We start from the raw sequence: 18,619 nt of genomic DNA, 5'->3' as shown, positions 1-18,619 counted from the left end.
GTCATGAGAAAGCCCATATAAATGGGTAGAGTACAAGTTGCTGTAGAAGCATTTTTAATTCGTCTGATCACAGATACTTTATAAAGTATTTTAATACTTTTTTGAATCCGTCAATGCGTAAGTCCTAGATATGAACCGCCTAAACGAAAAATTAAACAACAAAATGCCAAAAACGATGATCAAGACGCGGCTTAAGACAAGTATAAATAACAAAATCATCAATAAAAAAGCCCATTCAAATGAACGGGCTTTTTTTCATGTCAGACCTATTAGTCAGCACTAATATCTTCAAATAAAACTGACGAAAGATAACGTTCACCACCATCCGGTAAAATGACCACAATGGTTTTGCCTGCATTCTCAGGACGTGCAGCAAGTTTTGCCGCCGCAGCCATAGCAGCACCGCTAGAGATACCCACTAAAATACCGTCATGAGTAGCCGTTTTACGTGCCCACTCAATTGCTTCAGCACTTTCAATACCGATCACTTCATCAACAAGGTCTAGATCTAAGTTACCCGGAATAAAGTTAGCGCCAATCCCCTGAATTTTATGTGGCCCAGGAGTCAGTGTTTCGCCTTTTTTCGCTTGGGCGATAATCGGAGATTCAGCCGGTTCTACCGCAACAGAATAAAGCGGCTGATTTTTCACTTTTTCAAAATAACTTGAAATGCCAGAAATCGTACCACCTGTACCTACACCCGATACTAAAATATCCACTTTACCACCAGTTGCTTCCCAAATTTCTGGGCCAGTGGTCAATTCATGAATTTTAGGGTTTGCAGGGTTTTCAAACTGTTGTGGTAAATAATACGTTTCAGGATGTTCGGCAACGAGGCGCTGTGCTTCTTCGACTGCACCTTTCATGCCTTTAGCAGGTTCAGTCAATACGAGATTTGCACCAAAAGATTTTAACACCTTACGGCGTTCGATACTCATACTTGCTGGCATGGTTAATGTAATTGCATAACCTTTCGCTGCTGCAACAAATGCCAAAGCAATGCCTGTATTGCCACTTGTAGGTTCTACAATATGCATACCCGGTTTTAATAAACCTTTTTCTTCTGCATCTGCAATGAGAGCTGCACCTACACGACATTTCACTGAAAATGCTGGGTTACGGCTTTCAACTTTAGCCAAGACCGTTGCTTCTGACTGAATCGCACGATTAATACGAACTAAAGGTGTATTACCAATCGCTTCAGCGTTATTACTATATACTGCGATACCTAAATTACTCGTTGCTGGAAAAGCTGAATCTGTTGTCATGACTATTTATCCCTTGTGTATTTATTGAATACGATCTTTAGATGATACAATTATTTTCAAAGTGTGCATGATTTTTTAAGCTAATGTCTTATATTTATGTGCATTTTGTGAAAGCTTGTACTAAAATCAAGCAATAAATTTAACTGATTAACTAAATTTAAACTTATAAAAATTAATGATATTTGATTTCATAAAAAACCATAGAAATTGTCTTATTTATTCAATGTATTAAGCCGTGATATCCGTATACTTGAGCTGTTGTTAATCGTATGGACATATCCAATGAATACCGATCTGGAAATCACTACTATGCGTGATTCTGCCGAATTAGTCGTGGGCGTTTTAAAGTCGCTGGCAAATACGGATCGTCTACTAATTTTATGTCATCTAGCACAGCAAGAATTGAATGTGTCTCAGATTGAAGAAATCACTGATATTAAACAGCCAACCCTCTCACAACAACTGATGATGTTACGCAAAAGTGATGTTGTGACCACGCGTCGTGATGGAAAGCAAATTTATTATTCAATTAAAGATGCAAATTTAGTTCAAGTTCTCAATACTCTTTACCAATTGTATTGCAACCAATCTTATAAATAACACTCAGTTATTTTAAAATTTCAAGCCAGACATGCTGTTCTTGCACCACTATAGATGAATCATCGCAATGGGCAGCAATTCAATATCTCAATTTACCCTCCAAACTTCTTCAAAATATCTATATTTATATCGAATATCCAAAGCTTTAAATCAGCTCATACTTTTCATTAATTCATTTAAAATGATGGCTTCTTAAATATCCCCTTAAATTTCCTGCAATATTGTAAGGTCAAAATTTATTGCACAAGACTTCTTAGCATTTTTTATGCATAATATATATGAAATTGTGATTTAGATAAGTTTATGTCAGATTTAAAACCTCATTTCTTACAGAAATTTCCTGCTTGGCAGTGGTTACAGCACTACAGCACTGTGAAATTTAAATCTGATGTACTTGCTTCGCTAATCGTGATTGCCATGTTAGTCCCTCAAGGTATGGCGTATTCCATGCTGGCAGGTTTACCCCCAATCATGGGTTTATATGCCAGTATTTTACCTATGATTGTCTACGCCCTCATTGGTGGAAGTTCAACCTTATCTATAGGCCCTGTGGCAATCATTTCGATGATGACCTTCGCCACGCTCAATCCGCTATTTGAAGTTGGTTCGCCTGTTTATATTGAAGCCGCTACACTTTTGGCCTTAATGGTCGGGCTGATTTCTCTGCTGCTAGGTGTACTACGTTTTGGTTTTTTAATTCAGCTGATCAGTCATCCTGTCATTAAAAGCTTCATTATTGCCTCGGCTCTGCTCATTGCGCTCGGTCAGTTTAAGTTTCTTGTCGATGTCCCGCTAAAAGCCAACAACATCCCTGAGTTTGTTTTAAGTTTGTGGGAATACCTGAGTTTGACTCACTTTGCTTCACTCATTTTTGGTGTGCTGGCCATACTGTTTTTAATCTATGTACCGAAAATATTGGCGACTCAATCAATTCAATCTAGATTCGGCGCTACTGCCTTTCTAAGTAAAGCACTGCCACTGATATTAGTGGTGATCTCGATTGCATCGGTGATGTTATTTGACCTGCAAAATGTCGGCATTAAAACTGTCGGTGAAATTCCTTCAGGTTTTCCACCCTTAAGCTTTCCACATTGGAACTGGGAATTGGTACAAACCTTACTGCCCGGTGCAACAATGATTGCCATGATCAGTTTTGTTGAGTCACTTTCTATTGCTCAAGCTACTGCCTTACAACAACGCAGCCAACTCAATAGTAACCAAGAGTTGATCGCTTTAGGTTTAGCCAATCTAAGCGCAGGTGTTAGCTCTGCCTTTCCTGTGACGGGTAGCTTATCGCGTACAGTTGTTAATGCAGATGCAGGTGCAAAAACACCGATGGCAGGTGTGTTGTCGTCATTGCTGATTATCGTTGTCAGTCTCTACTTCACTGGTTTTTTCCAAGACTTACCTTTAGTCATTTTGGCGGCCACAATTATTGTTTCCATTTGGAAATTAGTCGACTTTAAACCTTTTGTGGATACATGGCGTTATTCAAAAGCTGACGGGATTGCGATGTGGGTGACCTTTTTCGGTGTGGTGTGTATCGATATTTCTACAGGTCTCATTATTGGCATCATTTCTACTTTTATTCTGTTGTTATGGCGCATCAGTCGTCCACACATTGCGGTGATCGGTTTAGTCGAAGGCACACAGCACTTCCGCAATGTACAGCGTCATCATGTCTATACCGCACCACATATACTCTCGCTCCGTATAGATGAAAATATCTCGTTTTTAAATGCCAATACGCTTAAAGGTTTCCTGATCAATGAAGTCAGTCAAAATATTGACCTAGAGCATGTTGTTATCAATTGCTCAAGCGTCAGTTCAATTGACTTAAGTGCCTTAGAAATGTTGGAAGAGTTAAATGCTGAATTATCAAAATTAGATATTCGACTGCATTTTTCTGAAGTCAAAGGTCCTGTCATGGATAAATTGCAGCACTCAAAATTACTCACTCATTTGAGTGGTCAAATTTTTCTCACCCACTATCAAGCCGTTACAGAGCTTGCGACAGCCAGTTCTGAATACCAAATTTAAAGGTGTATTCGCTCACTGTTTAATCAAACCAAATTTGATAAACAGTGAGTTTTGAAAGGCTTACATTTTAATACACAAAAATAGATTATAAAAAACAAAGATTTATTTTTAAATAAAATTATTTTATAAGCATTCTATATTTTCGTATAAAATACAGCACTAATTTTCATCATTTTGTCATTGTAATTCTGACAAGGCTCTCCTATGTTTTCAGCATTTACACGCTTGAGTTTAGTAACCCGAATTATTATCGCCATTATTTTAGGTGTATTGGTTGCTGTTGTGGCTCCGGGCGTTGCACCCTATTTAAGTTTGCTTGGTGATTTATTCATTAAGGCATTGAAATCCGTAGCACCGATACTGGTCTTTGTACTTGTACTGTCATCCATTGCAAATTTCAAAGTGGGTAGCAGTAATTCTTACATTAAACCGATTATGTTGATGTACGCTATTGGTATGTTCCTTGCTGCTTTAAGTTCAGTAGTAGCAAGCCTTTTATTCCCTAGTACATTAATTCTTGATGTTGCTGCAGAAAACCTTGTGCCGCCAGGCAGTCTTGCTGAAATATTGAAAAACTTATTATTAAGTTTTGTCGCAAACCCTGTTACAGCAATTTCTGAAGCAAATTTCATTGGTATTTTGGCTTGGGCTGTTACCTTAGGTATTGCATTTCGTCATGCATCAGAGAACACCAAAGTCTTTTTATCTGACGCTGCTGATGCAGTGAATAAAGTGATCCGTTTAGTGATTAACTTTGCACCTATTGGTATCTTCGGTTTGGTTGCTGTTACATTTGCCGACTCAGGTTTGAAAACACTGATCAGCTATGCACACTTACTTGCGGTCTTAATTGGTACCATGTTCTTTGTTGCCTTGGTCATCAATCCACTAATGGTGGCATTTATGACCCGCTCAAATCCGTTCCCATTGGTTTTCCAATGTTTACGTGAAAGTGGTATCACTGCATTCTTTACGCGTAGTTCTGCTGCAAACATTCCTGTAAACCTTGACCTTGCGAAGCGTCTTGGTGTACCAGAGTCAACTGCAAGCGTAGCGATTCCTTTAGGTGCAACTGTCAATATGGCAGGTGCATCGGTCACAATTACAGTCCTCACACTAGCAGCAGTTCATACTTTGGGCATTTCTGTTGATTTCAGCACAATGTTGATTTTATCAGTCGTTGCTACCGTTTCTGCATGTGGTGCTTCAGGTGTTGCTGGTGGTTCATTGCTGCTTATTCCAGTGGCTTGTGGCCTGTTTGGTATTTCAAGTGATATCGCGATGCAAGTTGTAGCCATTGGTATGGTTATTAGCGTACTTCAAGATTCAACTGAAACCGCTTTAAACTCTTCGACTGACGTATTATTTACAGCTGCAGTAGACCGTGGTTTAAGATAATATCCTGATATTGGATACTTTTTAAGGCGAGGCCATGCCTTTTCAGACTTTACCGCTTTGGATACAACTGGGTGCTTTTTTTCTCGCAGTGAATGCAGGAATGATTAATGTACTCGGCCTGGTGACGATCTTGCACCAGTCGGTATCTCACATGACGGGTAATGTCAGTATGTTAGCCATGGCCTTCATTGCATGGCAGCCGGCTACAATTATTTATTTGATTTTAGTCTTGCTCTGTTATGTGATTGGCTCATTTTATAGTGGGCTAATTCTAGGAAATAGTCACTTTAGCTTAACGCGACGTTATGGCGTCCCATTAAGCTTGGTGGCTTTTTTTATTGTCCTGTGTTGGCTGCTATTACCCTATTTTCCACGTTATGCTTTGCTTTGGGCATGTGTGGCTATGGGTGTACAAAATGCAATGGTTAGCCACTATAAAGGCACCATTATTCGTACCACACACCTCTCTGGTGTTTTGACGGACTTAGGTTTGGCTTTGGGTTATAAAGCTCGTGGACTTTCGGTTGAGTCTAAACGTGTGGTCTTACATTTATTAATTTTAGCGGGATTTATCGTCGGTGGCATACTTGCCAGTTGGCTTTATCCTTATTTAAAATTAAACGCATTCCTGATTCCTGCCGCACTCAGTTTAGTCATGAGCGCAGTTTATTGGATCATCTATTTTCATTATCGACATATACACGATTAGTTGGAACGTACTATGGTTAAAAATGCATTACAGGCGCAACTGCTTAAAGCAGGTCTGGTCGATAATAAAAAGGCAAAAAAATTGTCAAAACAAGCCGTACATGAAAAACGTACTGGTGAAAGTAAAGATGCTGAAATCAAGGCGAAAATTGAGCAAGATCAGCAGCAGAAAATGGCCAAAGATCATGCTTTAGAGCAAGATCGTAAAGTAGTTTTGCAAGAAAAAGAATTAAAAGCTGCCATCATGCAAATGATTAATCAGCATAAAATCCGTGATACCGATGGCGAATCGACCTATCAATTTATCGATGATGCAAAGATCAAAAAGCTTTATATCAATCAGCAAATTTATAATGCCCTTGTTGCGGGTAGTCTTGTTATTGCACGTGAAAATAGCAACTATGCTTTTCTACCAAAAGAATTAGCCGACCGTATTAATGCAAAAATGGAAGGCTTTATTATTGTGAATAATTCTGAAGTCAATGAACAAACCACGGATGAAGAAGATCCGTATGCAGCATATGTGATTCCTGATGATTTAATGTGGTAAGCACTTCAAATCGCCAATGAAGCTCCCGATTCGGGGGCTTTTTTTTATCAACATTAATCTTTTTCAGTCCATAAATATCGGTTATATCTTCAAAAAATCATTCCTTAACACCCAATAAGTAACATTATGGACTATACATGTCGTAACTCCGTAAATTTTACGAGTATAAAATTGCTTATATAATCACCACAATTACAATAGTTTGATCATTAACCCTTTCATTTACATCAATAAGAGTAGAATGATTTTGGAAAAATTTCAGTTCATTAAGAATATTCAAGACTGGTCAGATCAATATCCGTGGCTAGAAATGCTGACTTCGCTCAGTCTTATTATTATTTTTGCCATTATCGCAAATTTTATCGCCAAGCAAATTGTGGTACGTGGTATTCGTAAGCTCGTGTCTAAAATGGCCTTTAGCCACAGTCAAATTTTGTCAGAACATAGTGTGATAAAACGCTTTGCCAACATTGTTCCAGCAATTGTGATCTTAAATGGTATAACCACAGTCCCGCATTTATCTGTGAAGTTTATCTCAATCGTTCAAATGGCTTGTCAGGCCTTTATCTTCCTGACCATTGCTTTAGCCATTTCTGAATTACTAAATATTTTTAATCTGATTTATCAACGTAATCCAAAATCTAGAAACAAACCAATTAAAGGCTATTTGCAGTTGGTCAAATTGATCATCTTTTTGGTTTGTGGTCTAATGATCTTAGGTACTTTTCTGAAAAAAGATGTATTTACATTACTCGCAGGCTTCGGTGCTATGGCGGCTGTACTGATGTTGGTCTTCCAAAATACCATTTTGTCACTGGTCGCTTCGGTACAAATTTCTTCTTATGATATGGTGCGAATTGGTGACTGGATTGAAATGCCCTCGCTCAATGCGGATGGCGATGTCATTGATATGTCATTACATACCATTACTGTACAGAACTTTGATAAGACCTTTACCACGATTCCAACCAATAAACTGGTGACAGACACCTTTAAAAACTGGCGTGGTATGGCACAGTCCGGTGTACGCCGCATCAAACGCTCACTTTATATCGATCAAAGCTCTATTCATTTCATGACTCAGGATGAGCAAAATAAACTCAAAGAATTTTTATTATTAGATCAATATCTTGACCATAAACATGAAGAGCTTGCTCAGTTTAATCAGCAACTTTCAAATCAGTCGCAATATAATCAGCGCCGTTTAACCAATCTTGGGACCTTTCGTGCCTATGTAGAATTCTACTTACAACAGCATTCAGGCATTGCCCAACACCAAACGATTTTGGTGCGTCAGTTACAACCCACGAGTGAAGGCATTCCTTTAGAGATTTATGCTTTTAGTAAAACCATTGCATGGAAAGATTATGAAGCGATTCTATCGGATATCTTTGACCATCTGATCGCAATCACACCTGAGTTTGGACTTAAAATCTATCAAGCCCCTTCTAGTGCCGATTTTAAAGCCCTCATCCAACCAAATGCCGATAAAATCTAAGGCCTAAACGTTCGTCTTCCCATGTATATTCGAAGTAGAAATTCTGTAAATTAAAAAAGTCACAATGGCTGTTGAATATATATGGGACTTTCGTTTAAAACCTACTCAACTATCACAAATGATTATTGATCATGCGTTGCAAGGAATGAGAGCGAACCAGATAAATGCCCAGAGCAATATTTCCTTAAACATATAATTCATCCGAAACAGCTAAAATAGTTAAAAAAACCAGAACAAATACTATACAAATGTAGACATTTTTAGATACTATTTGTTAACAGTTGCATAAAAACGCTTCTAAAATAGGAGCTTGATCATGGAAGGCCCCAATCAACCTTCTCGGAAATCAGTTAAAAACGAATCACAATTACTCATAGAATCGATGAATCGCACTTCTGCCAAACATACGCTCATACAGGCAGAAGCATGTGACTTAGAGAATCGTGTCCGTATTGAGCGTGCTTTATCCGACCCGATTGCACGTATCCCGGCACAGTTTAAAAATGCTTATTACAAATTTTTGTACTACAACCAGAAAGACTATTTAAAGCAGGTCAACTATTTCGCTCAATTGGCATTTTTAATCTATTTTTGGGCAGATCGCTATGTGCTGCCAGACGTAGAAATGCTTTCAGGTGTGATTCGTATCATTGCTATTATTGCTGCATTTAGCCTGAACTATGTTCTGTTTAAATATATCAAACAGATTAAATTGCTCGATTTAATATTACCACTAGCGACTTGCCTTTCTGCAATCCTCTGGTTTGAGATATTACTTCAGTCGAAAAATGAACTGGTTCATAGCTATCAATATGCCGCCATTATTTTGATCGTATTGGGTAATTTAAGTATTCATGTGCATTTTCGCCCTTCGATTATGACCTCAGCCATGATCACGGCAGCGATCCTTTTTGGCGCATGGCGCATTAATGATTTTGGTGATTTTACAATATTTTTATTGGTGTACGTTCCTGTGCTGCTGTTCAGTATGTATATCTGCTGGAACTCTACGCTCAACTCTCGTAAAACGTTTCTAAGAGCGCTGCTAGATGACTGGAACTTTCATACCCTGCGCAAAATTGCCCATACGGATGAATTAACCCAGTTAAGCAATCGTCGCCAATTTGTACATGCTGCCAATAAAAAAATCCAAGAAACCCCAATGACGGTCTGTACCAGTCTTTTGATTTTTGATGTCGATCATTTTAAAGCGATTAATGATCAATACGGACATGATGTCGGCGACCAAGTGCTATGCCAAATTGCTGAAATTGCGCGTAAAGAAATGCGGTTTTACGATATGTTGGCGCGTTTCGGGGGTGAAGAATTTATTGTACTTTTGCCTTTTACCGTCCCAGAAGATGCATTAAAAATTGCTGAACGGTTAAGACATAAAATGGAGCAACATCAGTTTCATATGGATGGTCAATTGGTGAAATTTTCGATCTCCATTGGTGTTTCCAAAATTGACCCTGACCACGCCAAACTCGATCAGTTAATTAAACAAGCCGATATTGCTTTATATGAAGCAAAACGCCAAGGTCGTAATCGGGTTGTACATTTTAATTTTATGAATTTTTGCAGCCAAGCTTTTTAATAAATAAACAAATCAAAATGGAGAAAAACCAGCGAATCCATTACACTCAGAGCGGAAGAAAGAAAGATTAATTACAGTAAAATTCTCAGGTTATCTGCATGCTTAAATGGTTTGAAAACTTAGTTGACGCTTATCCTGAACAGGACTTGAATAAACCATTGCCAACAAAATTTTTCCCCTTTGTATGGCAAGCTGCAACGGGTGTAAAAAAATACCTCTTGTTATTGGTATTCTGTACAGCTGGTGTAGCGAGTTTTGAAGCACTGCTTTATGCCAAAATTGGTGAATTAGTCAATTGGATCAGTAAGTCTCAACCTGAAACCTTTTTACAGCAGCACCAGACCAATCTGACCATTTTAAGCTTTATTTTATTGGCAAATATCTTCTTTTCTTGCCTTCAAACTATTATTAAACATCAGATTTTATACAGTACCTTTCCAATGCGCCTACGTTGGAGATTTCATAACTTATTACTGAAACAAAGTTTAGATTTCTTCCACAACGACTTTGCAGGTCGTTTATCTGCCAAAGTCATGCAAACTTCACTGGCTGTACGTGAGTTTTGGATTATTCTTGGTGACATGTTGGCCTATGTCTTCATTTACCTGATTTCGATCACCGTGATTTTAGGTGCTATATCGCCACTGTTGATTGTTCCATTATTACTTTGGCTGGCTTTATTTATTGGTTCTGCATGCTATTTCATCCCCAAATTAAGCAAAATTTCAAATGAACAAGCCAATGCACGCGCAGTAATGACTGGTCGTGTCACCGATGCCTACACCAATATTCAAACGGTGAAATTGTTTGCCCATGCAGGCCGTGAAAGCCAATATGCCAAAGCCTCAATGAAAGAATTTATGGTGACGGTGTATAAGCAAATGCGACTTGCTGCAAAATACAACATCGCGACGAATTTGCTGATCATTGTTTTATATGGTGGCGTACTTGGAACAGCCGTTTGGCTTTGGATGGATGGTCAAGCTGAGCTTGGGGTCATTGCAGCAGCGACCGCTATGATTTTAAAACTCAGTAGTATTTCCGAGTTTATGATGTGGCAAACGTCTGCCCTATTTGAAAATGTCGGGACCATTCAAGATGGGATGAAAACCATGGGTCGCCCAATTCAGATTCAAGACAAAGCTGATGCAACCGACTTAAAAGTACCGCAAGGCGAAATTAAATTTGAGGACGTCAGTTTTGCTTATAATGATAAAAATGTCATCGATCAATTTAATTTAACTATTCGACCAGGCGAAAAAATTGGTATTGTCGGGCGTTCGGGTGCCGGAAAATCAACACTAATTCAACTTTTACTCCACTTTTATGATATCAACCATGGTCGTATTTCGATTGATGGCCAAAATATAGAACATATTACCCAAGATAGCTTAAGAAAAAATATTGCATTGGTGACCCAAGACACCTCGTTATTGCATCGTACAGTCGAAGAAAATATTAAATATGGTCGCCCGAATGCAACCGATGAAGAAATGTATGATGCAGTGCGTAAAGCGAAAGCTGACGAATTCATTCCTCAATTGATCGATTTACGTGGCCAACGTGGCTATGACGCATTTGTCGGTGAACGTGGCGTAAAATTATCAGGTGGTCAGCGTCAACGTATTGCGATTGCTCGGGTATTTTTAAAAGACGCACCGATTTTAATTTTAGATGAAGCCACAAGTGCGCTCGATTCAGAAGTCGAAGCCGCGATTCAATCGAGTTTAGATGATTTGATGCAAGGCAAAACTGTGATTGCCATTGCGCATCGACTTTCAACCATTGCGCAAATGGATCGCTTGATTGTCTTGGATCAAGGACGTATTGCTGAGCAAGGCACCCACGAAGAGCTTGTTGCTTTGAATGGTATTTATGCACACTTGTGGCAGCGTCAAACCGGTGGATTTTTAATAGAACAACATAAAGTAGAATCAAAGGAAGATGAAAATGCTGTATCTGGAAGACCTTAAAGTTGGTGATCACTTTAGCAGTCGTGAATATGAAATGACTGTTGAAGAAATCAAGCAATTTGCCAACGCTTTTGATCCTCAGGAATTTCATACAGATGAAGTCAAAGCCCAACAGCACCCGATCTTTCAAGGGCTAGCGGCAAGTGGTTGGCATACTGCTGCTGTAACAATGCGCTTATGGACTGAATGTTTCCCTGTGGCTTATGGCTTAATTGGCTCAGAGTCAAGTCTGCGTTGGCCGCGCCCAACACGTCCGGGGGATAAAATTCGTGTAGAAGTTGAAATATCTGCAATTACTCCGTCGAAAAGTAAGACAGACCGCGGCATTGTGACCTATGTTACGCAAGCGCTCAATCAGCACAATGACGTTCTGTATATGTCTACGACCAAAATTGTGGTCTTTTCCAAAGATTTTAAACCGAATTAATCCTTAACGGCCTACTTTACAACGCTAAGGTAGGCCGCTATAAATAGTTGAGCCTAGTCAGTTTGTCCAACAATTTTTGTGGGATACAACACGGAATCATGCCAATATAACCTTGAACAGAAGAAAAACCCGCATTGCAACGGAACGCTATGAAAACAATTAATTCCCGTCAGGATCAGGGTATTCCCGGAGTGTATGGATTGCTCCTTTTAGATGTGGTCTCTCGATGGGGCTACACTGCAGAAACATTATTTAGTCCCTTCGGATTAAACAGCGAACAATTGGCTGAACCAGATTTCCGTATTCCAACACCCATCGCCAATCAATTGGTAGAGCACGCACTACGTTTAACTGGTGAGCCAACATTAGGTTTTCATTTAGGCAACCAAATGCGCATCTCGATTCATGGTTTTATTGGCTATGCCATCATGACGGCGAAGGACATAACCGATGCCTTAGTCTTGGCAAACCGTTTTATTCAGTTACGCATGCCCTTTTTACAGCTTTTTTTCTCGACTTTTGGAACCAAAGCGACTGTTCAACTACAAACCGACGTTACGATAGAGCCTTTACGTACTGAGATTTCAATTGCCTTAATTTTTGGCATGATCAGCATGGGCAAAGCAATTACCGGTGTGGATTATTCTGCTGGTGAAATTGATTTTGATTTCCCTCAACCTGAAGGTTTTGAGCGGTTTATTGCCAAATATCCAAGGCACCAATTTAGATTTGATCAGCCACACCTTTTACTCAGTTTTGATAAGCAATATTTAACCAATAAATTGGTCCATGCAGACCCGATTGCCAGTCAAATCGCGATTAATCAATGTGAAGCTGAACTCTCCGCTTTGGGCGAACGTCACCGTATTGCCATGCGCGTTCGTGACATTTTAACCAACTCCGAGCAGCACTATTTAAGTATCGAAAGTGTTGCTGAACGGCTACACATGTCCGATCGAACCCTTAAACGCCAACTTGCTGCTGAAGGGACTTCATTTTCAACTTTGGTCGACGAAGTTCGCTACCGCCATGCTACTTCGCTTCTATCACGGACTGACTTTACCTTAGAGCAAATTGCTGATGAATTGGGCTATAGCGATGTTGCCAATTTCAGCCGTGCATTTAAACGCTGGAGTGGTCGTAGCCCAAGCAATTGGCGTAAAGATCCGTACTTATAAGTCTTTTGTTTTACGTAAAAAGCATGTATAACTCATGCCAAAAATGAATTTAATGGATTTAAGGAGTTATCAATGAATCATCCTTCAGATTTAAAGTACGCAAGTACACATGAATGGGTGCGAATTGAAGGTGACCTTGTTGTTACAGGCATTTCTGATCATGCACAAGACGCATTGGGTGATTTAGTTTATGTTGAAGCACCAGATGTGGGTCAACATATCACAGCTGGCGAACAAGCGGGTGTGGTTGAGTCGGTAAAAACTGCTTCTGATATTCATGCTCCAGTTTCTGGTGTGGTTGTTGAAGTCAATCCGGACCTTGAAGATGATCCAGATTTTGTAAACGATGCGCCTTATAGCAAAGGCTGGATTTATAAAATTAAACCAGACAATATCGCTGATGTAGATGCTTTGTTGACAAGCGAGCAATACGAAGCTGGTCTGTAAATATTTCTAATATCAAAAAAATCAGCCCTCAGGCTGATTTTTTTATTTCAATATGATAGCTGAATTGGCTTATATACCATTTGCATAAATATCCAGCTTATATTTCTTCCGAAGCTTCGGTACTTTCAGGTTCTTCTTTCTTTTCTTCAACCATACTAAAAGATTGCGCAGCCGCTGAAGTACCATTTGCACGTGAACTTTTCAGTTTAATTTGCAAACGTAATTCATTAGTTGAATCGGCATTTCTTAAAGCTTCTTCATAAGAAATAGCGCCGTCATTATATAAATCAAATAAAGCTTGGTCGAAAGTTTGCATCCCAAGTTCACGAGATTTTGCCATAATCGCTTTTAGTTCATGAAACTCACCTTTCAAAATCAAATCTGAAATGAGCGGCGTATTTAACATAATTTCAACGGCTGCACGGCGTCCTTTACCATCTTCAGTCCGGATTAATCGCTGAGAAACAATCGCTTTCATATTGCTCGATAAATCCATAAGCAATTGATTTCTTCGCTCTTCTGGGAAGAAGTTAATGATTCGATCTAGGGTTTGATTGGCGTTATTTGAATGTAGCGTACCTAAACATAAATGTCCTGTTTCAGCAAAGGCAATTGCATGTTCCATAGTCTCGGTGTCACGAATTTCACCAATTAAAATCACGTCTGGTGCTTGTCGCAAGGTATTTTTTAAAGCGTTATGCCACGAATGACTGTCTACACCGACTTCACGATGTGTAATCATGGATTTTTTATGCTTATGCACATATTCCACTGGGTCTTCAACAGTGATGATATGGCCTGCACTATTTTCATTTCGATAATCAATCAGCGCCGCTAAAGAGGTTGATTTTCCCGAACCTGTACCTCCAACCACTAAAACTAAACCACGTTTTTCCATAATCACGTGCTTAAGCGAAGCCGGTAATTTAAGCTTTTCAAAATTTGGAATTTCTGCCGTAATGGTACGAATGACCATACCCACATGTAACTGTTGCTGAAATACATTGACACGAAAACGCGAAACGTTTGGCACACTAATCGCAAAGTTACATTCTAGTTCTGTTTCAAACTCTTTGCGCTGCTTCTCATTCATCAAACTATAGGCGAAAAGCTTTGTTTTCTCAGCATCAAGTTCTTGCTGCCCAAAGGGTTTCATCATGCCTTGATGTTTAGTACTTGGTGGAAAATCTGCCGTAATAAATAAATCAGAACCACCATATTCAACCACTTTGGTTAACATGTGGAACATAAAACGGCGTGCTTCTTCCAGCAATTCAGCAGTGTACATCAACTTCCCCAATATAAAATTTCAAACACCCAAGCACAGATTGTCATTATTTCTGGCGCTGTATTGAGCTTAGACATTATTGTGCATAAAAAATTTGATTCACTCAAACATAAAACACTGAATTATCAGTATATATTTTAAAATATAGGCCATATTTCAATTTTTATATTGAAGTAAGCAACAAAGGATTTTTCAAAATAAAAGCCTTAGAACAATCAATGTTCTAAGGCTTTGGGGTAAATCAATTCAGACTGAGTATGCTCTGGATTGTTAAGCACTACGTTTAATTTGTGATGCACGAAGTTCATTCGTAACCTGTTGAATCAAAGCAATGGTCTTATCCCAACCTAAGCATCCATCTGTTATAGATTGACCATAAGTCATGTCACAACTAATTTTTTGATTACCATCCACTAAATGACTTTCCAACATCACGCCACGCACTTGGGTATGCTCACGCTCCGCTACAATAGTGCGTAATACTTCAGGTTGCTTCATTGGGTCTTTATGGCTATTACCATGACTACAATCGATCACTAAAGCCGGTAAATCGCCTTTTACTTTACTACGAATTTTGTCTATTTCAGCCAAACTATAATTTGGACCTGTATTGGAGCCACGTAAAATCAAATGTGCTTGTGGGTTGCCAACAGATTCTAAAATACACGGTAAGCCGGCTTGACTCATACCTAAGAACTGGTGTGGATGGGACGCAGATTGAATGGCATCTAGAGCAATTTGGATTGAGCCATCTGTTCCGTTTTTGAAACCAATACTGTATGGCATATGACTCGAGATTTCACGATGAATTTGTGATTCGCTGGTACGCGCACCGATTGCACCCCAAGCCAAAAGGTCATCAAAATAACCCGTCGCCATTGGGCTTAAAATTTCAGAGGCAATTGGCAAACCCATTTCAATAATTTGTAAGTACAGCTCACGTGATTTTTCTAAGCCCAACTGCATATTAGATGAACCATCTAAACTTGGGTCATACATATAGCCTTTCCAGCCCACTGTAGTACGTGGTTTCTCAATGTATGCGCGCATCACAAGAAAAATTTGATCTGAAACCTGTGCCTGTAATTGTTTTAATTTTTCAGCATATTCCAACGCAGCAATTGGATCATGGATTGAACATGGGCCGCTAATAATCATTAGACGCGGGTCTTGACCCGTCAAAATATTTTGAATCGTTGCACGATGTGCAGCAATTTGCTCTGCAGCATGAACTGATAAAGGTAATTGTTGTTTCAATTGATGTGGCAAGCTCAAAAGTGTTTCTTTTGGCTGTGTAGATTTCTGAATTTCTGAATTTTGAGTTTGTTGTAAAGCTGTATTTAGCGCATTCATTGGTTCTATTCCTTTGGACTGTATACATTAACAGTCCGATCTTTTATCTGAGCGTTATGGGACTTTGGGACTTCAAGGCTTTAGACATAGACTGACTAAAGTAAAACCAATAACCGTTGCTAAAATATGAATTATTTACAGTAAACATGAGATTTCTCCAAAAATATTATAAAAATCAAGACATAAAAAAACCTGATCAGGGTTGCCGATCAGGTATAAACTTGGTGGGCAACCTTTTTCATGCCCGAACGCGTTCAGGCAATTATCTAAACTGCCAGAAGTAATAATATGCGTTTGAGATTAAAGGTTGCTTTAACATCTTGATTTCATCAAAAAGTATCTGTCTGAAAATTAAAATACGCTGTATTCATCGGTTTGACAATAGTTTTTTGCTATTTTGTTGTATTAAATAACTCTGCTGTAAATAATTGCGACCTATTTTTAAAATTTGATGTATTGATTAATAAATAAACATTTATTAGACTGCACAACATTAGGCTGTCTTAAGATTTTTTCCATTTATTTTTAATTCGAGTATTTGCCAATGAAGTAAGCCCTGTTTTTTTCATCATCAAATCCATTTTTTGATGTGCAAACACATGGCTAATGACTTCGACTGCATTTTCTCAAATATTGTCTTTTTTATAGAATAAAATTAGTTATTTGTATTGCGCATCTTTGCTATCGCAAGGTGCATCTATGACTCAAACAGCTTGTACAATTTCCAAACTAAGCTTGGAATTTCCTTCTAAAACACTTTTTAAAAACCTGAAATTTAACCTCAATCAACAACAGCTTTCGGCATGTATTGGTCGCAATGGTTTAGGAAAGTCCTGCCTCCTTAAAATCTTACATGAGCAAAATCTGAAAGATCTCCCCTATGAAGGTGAAATTTTATGGAATGTACCACATGCTTATTTATCACAATTTTCTCGACTAGAAGCTGACACGATTGCTTCTGCACTCGGTGTGGAAGATTTATATAACGCATTTCAACGTATCGAAATAGGCAATGCCAGTTTTGAAGACTTTGAGCTGACTGAAAACCAATGGCACCGTCCTGCACTATGGCAGCAACAACTTAAGCAGGCTTCACTTCCAACAGATTTAAATTTCCCAGTCGCTCAGCTGAGTGAAGGTCAAAAAACCAAATTGGCTTTGTGTGCATTATTTTTAAAACCCGACCATTATTTGCTTTTGGATGAGCCAAGTAATCATTTAGATGTATCTTCACGTTTATGGCTCATCGATCGCTTAAAAAACCATCCTGCCGGTGCATTTTTTGTCAGTCATGATCGAGAGTTGCTGCAACATGTAGAGCATATCTACGCTTTAAATGAGTTTGGAGTCACGCATGTTACTGGTAACTATGAAGAATACATTCAAAAAAATGATCTGCAAAATAAAGCCTTACAGCGTAATGCTATGCAGCATCAGCGTGAGTTAAAACAACTCAAATTACAACAACACGAAACACAAATGAAAGCACAAAAACGAGAACAACAAGGTCATGCACTACGCAAGTCAGGCTCCCAAGCCAAAGTATTACTCGATTTTAAAAAAGAGCAAGCCGGTCAAAGCCTCGCGACAGTTCAAACGCAACAGCAGAAGCAATTGGAAGAAAAGAGAACCCAACTGCTTCAATCACAGCAACAACTTGAGCATATCAAAGAGCAGCAATTTGTTTTTCAACATCGCACTGAAAAAACAGGAGAAATCTTAAGAGTTAAAGATTTTCATAGCAAAACATCTCAGCACCAGCCTTTCGACTTGGCCTTACAGGCAGGTGAAAAAATTCATTTAAAAGGAAAAAATGGTATTAGTAAATCTACATTTCTAAAGTATTTGAGTCAGACCACATCACAGTCTAGCCATGAAACGTTTTTGTCTGTGCATACCCTGTATTTAGATCAAAACTTGAGTAATTTATCACCTGAACTGAGTGTTTTGGACAATTTGGCAAAGTTTAATCCTGAGGTTTCGTCAACGGAATGGCGTAATCAACTCGGTCAACTTAGAATCCGTGGTCAAAAAGCGGAACTGCCATTTCACTGTTTAAGTGGTGGTGAGCGTTTAAAAGTGACCTTGTTAGGCTTAAATTATTTAACACCGAATATTGAGCTTTTATTGTTAGATGAACCTGAAAATCACTTAGATATAGAGTCTAGAATGTTATTGGCTCAAGCCATTCAGCATTATACAGGTGCGGTGATCCTCGTTTCACATGATGCATATTTTGTAGAATCTTGTGGCATTCAGAATAGCGTGCAATTAGTTGAATAACTCTCGCTCGC

The 18,619-nt window shown here is 38.8% G+C and carries 15 protein-coding genes; 12 read left to right on the top strand and 3 right to left on the bottom strand.

Going from position 1 to position 18,619, the window contains the following annotated elements; genetic code table 11:
• Positions 1–269 precede the first annotated feature (269 nt).
• Positions 270–1,268 (bottom strand): cysteine synthase A, encoded by a 999-nt coding sequence (gene cysK / locus FTV03_RS05290; protein ID WP_111884368.1) that lies wholly within the window; start codon positions 1,266–1,268, stop codon positions 270–272.
• Between the two features lie 282 nt (positions 1,269–1,550).
• Here cysK and FTV03_RS05285 point away from each other — a divergent pair, with 282 nt between their 5' ends.
• The 11 genes from FTV03_RS05285 to gcvH all read left to right on the top strand — a co-directional run bounded on the left by FTV03_RS05285 (position 1,551) and on the right by gcvH (position 13,684).
• Positions 1,551–1,868, top strand: coding sequence for a helix-turn-helix transcriptional regulator (locus FTV03_RS05285; RefSeq protein WP_078193801.1), 318 nt, complete (start codon positions 1,551–1,553; stop codon positions 1,866–1,868).
• Between the two features lie 303 nt (positions 1,869–2,171).
• Positions 2,172–3,908 (top strand): SulP family inorganic anion transporter, encoded by a 1,737-nt coding sequence (locus FTV03_RS05280; RefSeq protein WP_180040350.1) that lies wholly within the window; start codon positions 2,172–2,174, stop codon positions 3,906–3,908.
• A gap of 204 nt (positions 3,909–4,112) precedes the next feature.
• Positions 4,113–5,306: a serine/threonine transporter SstT gene (gene sstT, locus FTV03_RS05275; RefSeq protein WP_180040348.1), complete on the top strand. Its 1,194-nt coding sequence runs from the start codon at positions 4,113–4,115 to the stop codon at positions 5,304–5,306.
• A 34-nt stretch (positions 5,307–5,340) separates the two neighbouring features.
• A complete protein-coding gene (locus FTV03_RS05270; RefSeq protein WP_180003692.1) occupies positions 5,341–6,015 on the top strand; it encodes a YoaK family protein in 675 nt (224 codons plus the stop codon).
• A gap of 12 nt (positions 6,016–6,027) precedes the next feature.
• Positions 6,028–6,564, top strand: a complete 537-nt coding sequence (locus tag FTV03_RS05265; RefSeq protein WP_180040346.1) for a DUF2058 domain-containing protein — start codon at positions 6,028–6,030, stop codon at positions 6,562–6,564.
• Positions 6,565–6,805: 241 nt separating this feature from the next.
• Positions 6,806–8,062 carry a mechanosensitive ion channel family protein gene (locus tag FTV03_RS05260; protein ID WP_373687948.1) on the top strand — a complete coding sequence of 419 codons (1,257 nt, stop codon included), beginning with the start codon at positions 6,806–6,808 and terminating at the stop codon, positions 8,060–8,062.
• Between the two features lie 316 nt (positions 8,063–8,378).
• Complete coding sequence (locus FTV03_RS05255; protein WP_257220678.1) at positions 8,379–9,659, top strand: GGDEF domain-containing protein; 1,281 nt, start codon at positions 8,379–8,381, stop codon at positions 9,657–9,659.
• A 98-nt stretch (positions 9,660–9,757) separates the two neighbouring features.
• Positions 9,758–11,632 (top strand): ABC transporter ATP-binding protein, encoded by a 1,875-nt coding sequence (locus FTV03_RS05250; protein WP_180040344.1) that lies wholly within the window; start codon positions 9,758–9,760, stop codon positions 11,630–11,632.
• Positions 11,610–12,059, top strand: a complete 450-nt coding sequence (locus FTV03_RS05245) for a MaoC family dehydratase (protein WP_180040342.1) — start codon at positions 11,610–11,612, stop codon at positions 12,057–12,059. Before FTV03_RS05250 ends, FTV03_RS05245 begins: the two co-directional genes overlap by 23 nt.
• A 149-nt stretch (positions 12,060–12,208) precedes the next feature.
• The gene (locus FTV03_RS05240; RefSeq protein WP_078190954.1) at positions 12,209–13,237 is read left to right on the top strand and encodes an AraC family transcriptional regulator; all 1,029 of its coding nucleotides are present in this window, start codon (positions 12,209–12,211) and stop codon (positions 13,235–13,237) included.
• Positions 13,238–13,309: 72 nt separating this feature from the next.
• Entirely contained in the window at positions 13,310–13,684 is a 375-nt protein-coding gene (gcvH, locus tag FTV03_RS05235; protein WP_180027118.1) for a glycine cleavage system protein GcvH, read from the top strand.
• A 97-nt stretch (positions 13,685–13,781) separates the two neighbouring features.
• On the opposite strand, the gene FTV03_RS05230 is transcribed toward gcvH, so the two are convergent.
• A complete protein-coding gene (locus FTV03_RS05230) occupies positions 13,782–14,972 on the bottom strand; it encodes a PilT/PilU family type 4a pilus ATPase (protein WP_180040340.1) in 1,191 nt (396 codons plus the stop codon).
• 270 nt (positions 14,973–15,242) lie between these two features.
• Positions 15,243–16,325, bottom strand: a complete 1,083-nt coding sequence (locus FTV03_RS05225; protein WP_180040338.1) for a 3-deoxy-7-phosphoheptulonate synthase — start codon at positions 16,323–16,325, stop codon at positions 15,243–15,245.
• Positions 16,326–17,024: 699 nt separating this feature from the next.
• On the opposite strand from FTV03_RS05225, the gene FTV03_RS05220 reads away from it, so the two are divergent.
• A complete protein-coding gene (locus FTV03_RS05220; RefSeq protein WP_180040336.1) occupies positions 17,025–18,608 on the top strand; it encodes an ATP-binding cassette domain-containing protein in 1,584 nt (527 codons plus the stop codon).
• Positions 18,609–18,619 lie beyond the last annotated feature (11 nt).

Origin of the sequence: Acinetobacter sp. YH12218 (assembly GCF_013417925.1) — a bacterium.
In the GTDB taxonomy this organism is placed as follows: domain Bacteria; phylum Pseudomonadota; class Gammaproteobacteria; order Pseudomonadales; family Moraxellaceae; genus Acinetobacter; species Acinetobacter amyesii.
The sequence above is the reverse complement of the archived record's forward strand: the minus strand, read 5'-3'. Positions and strand labels throughout refer to the sequence as shown.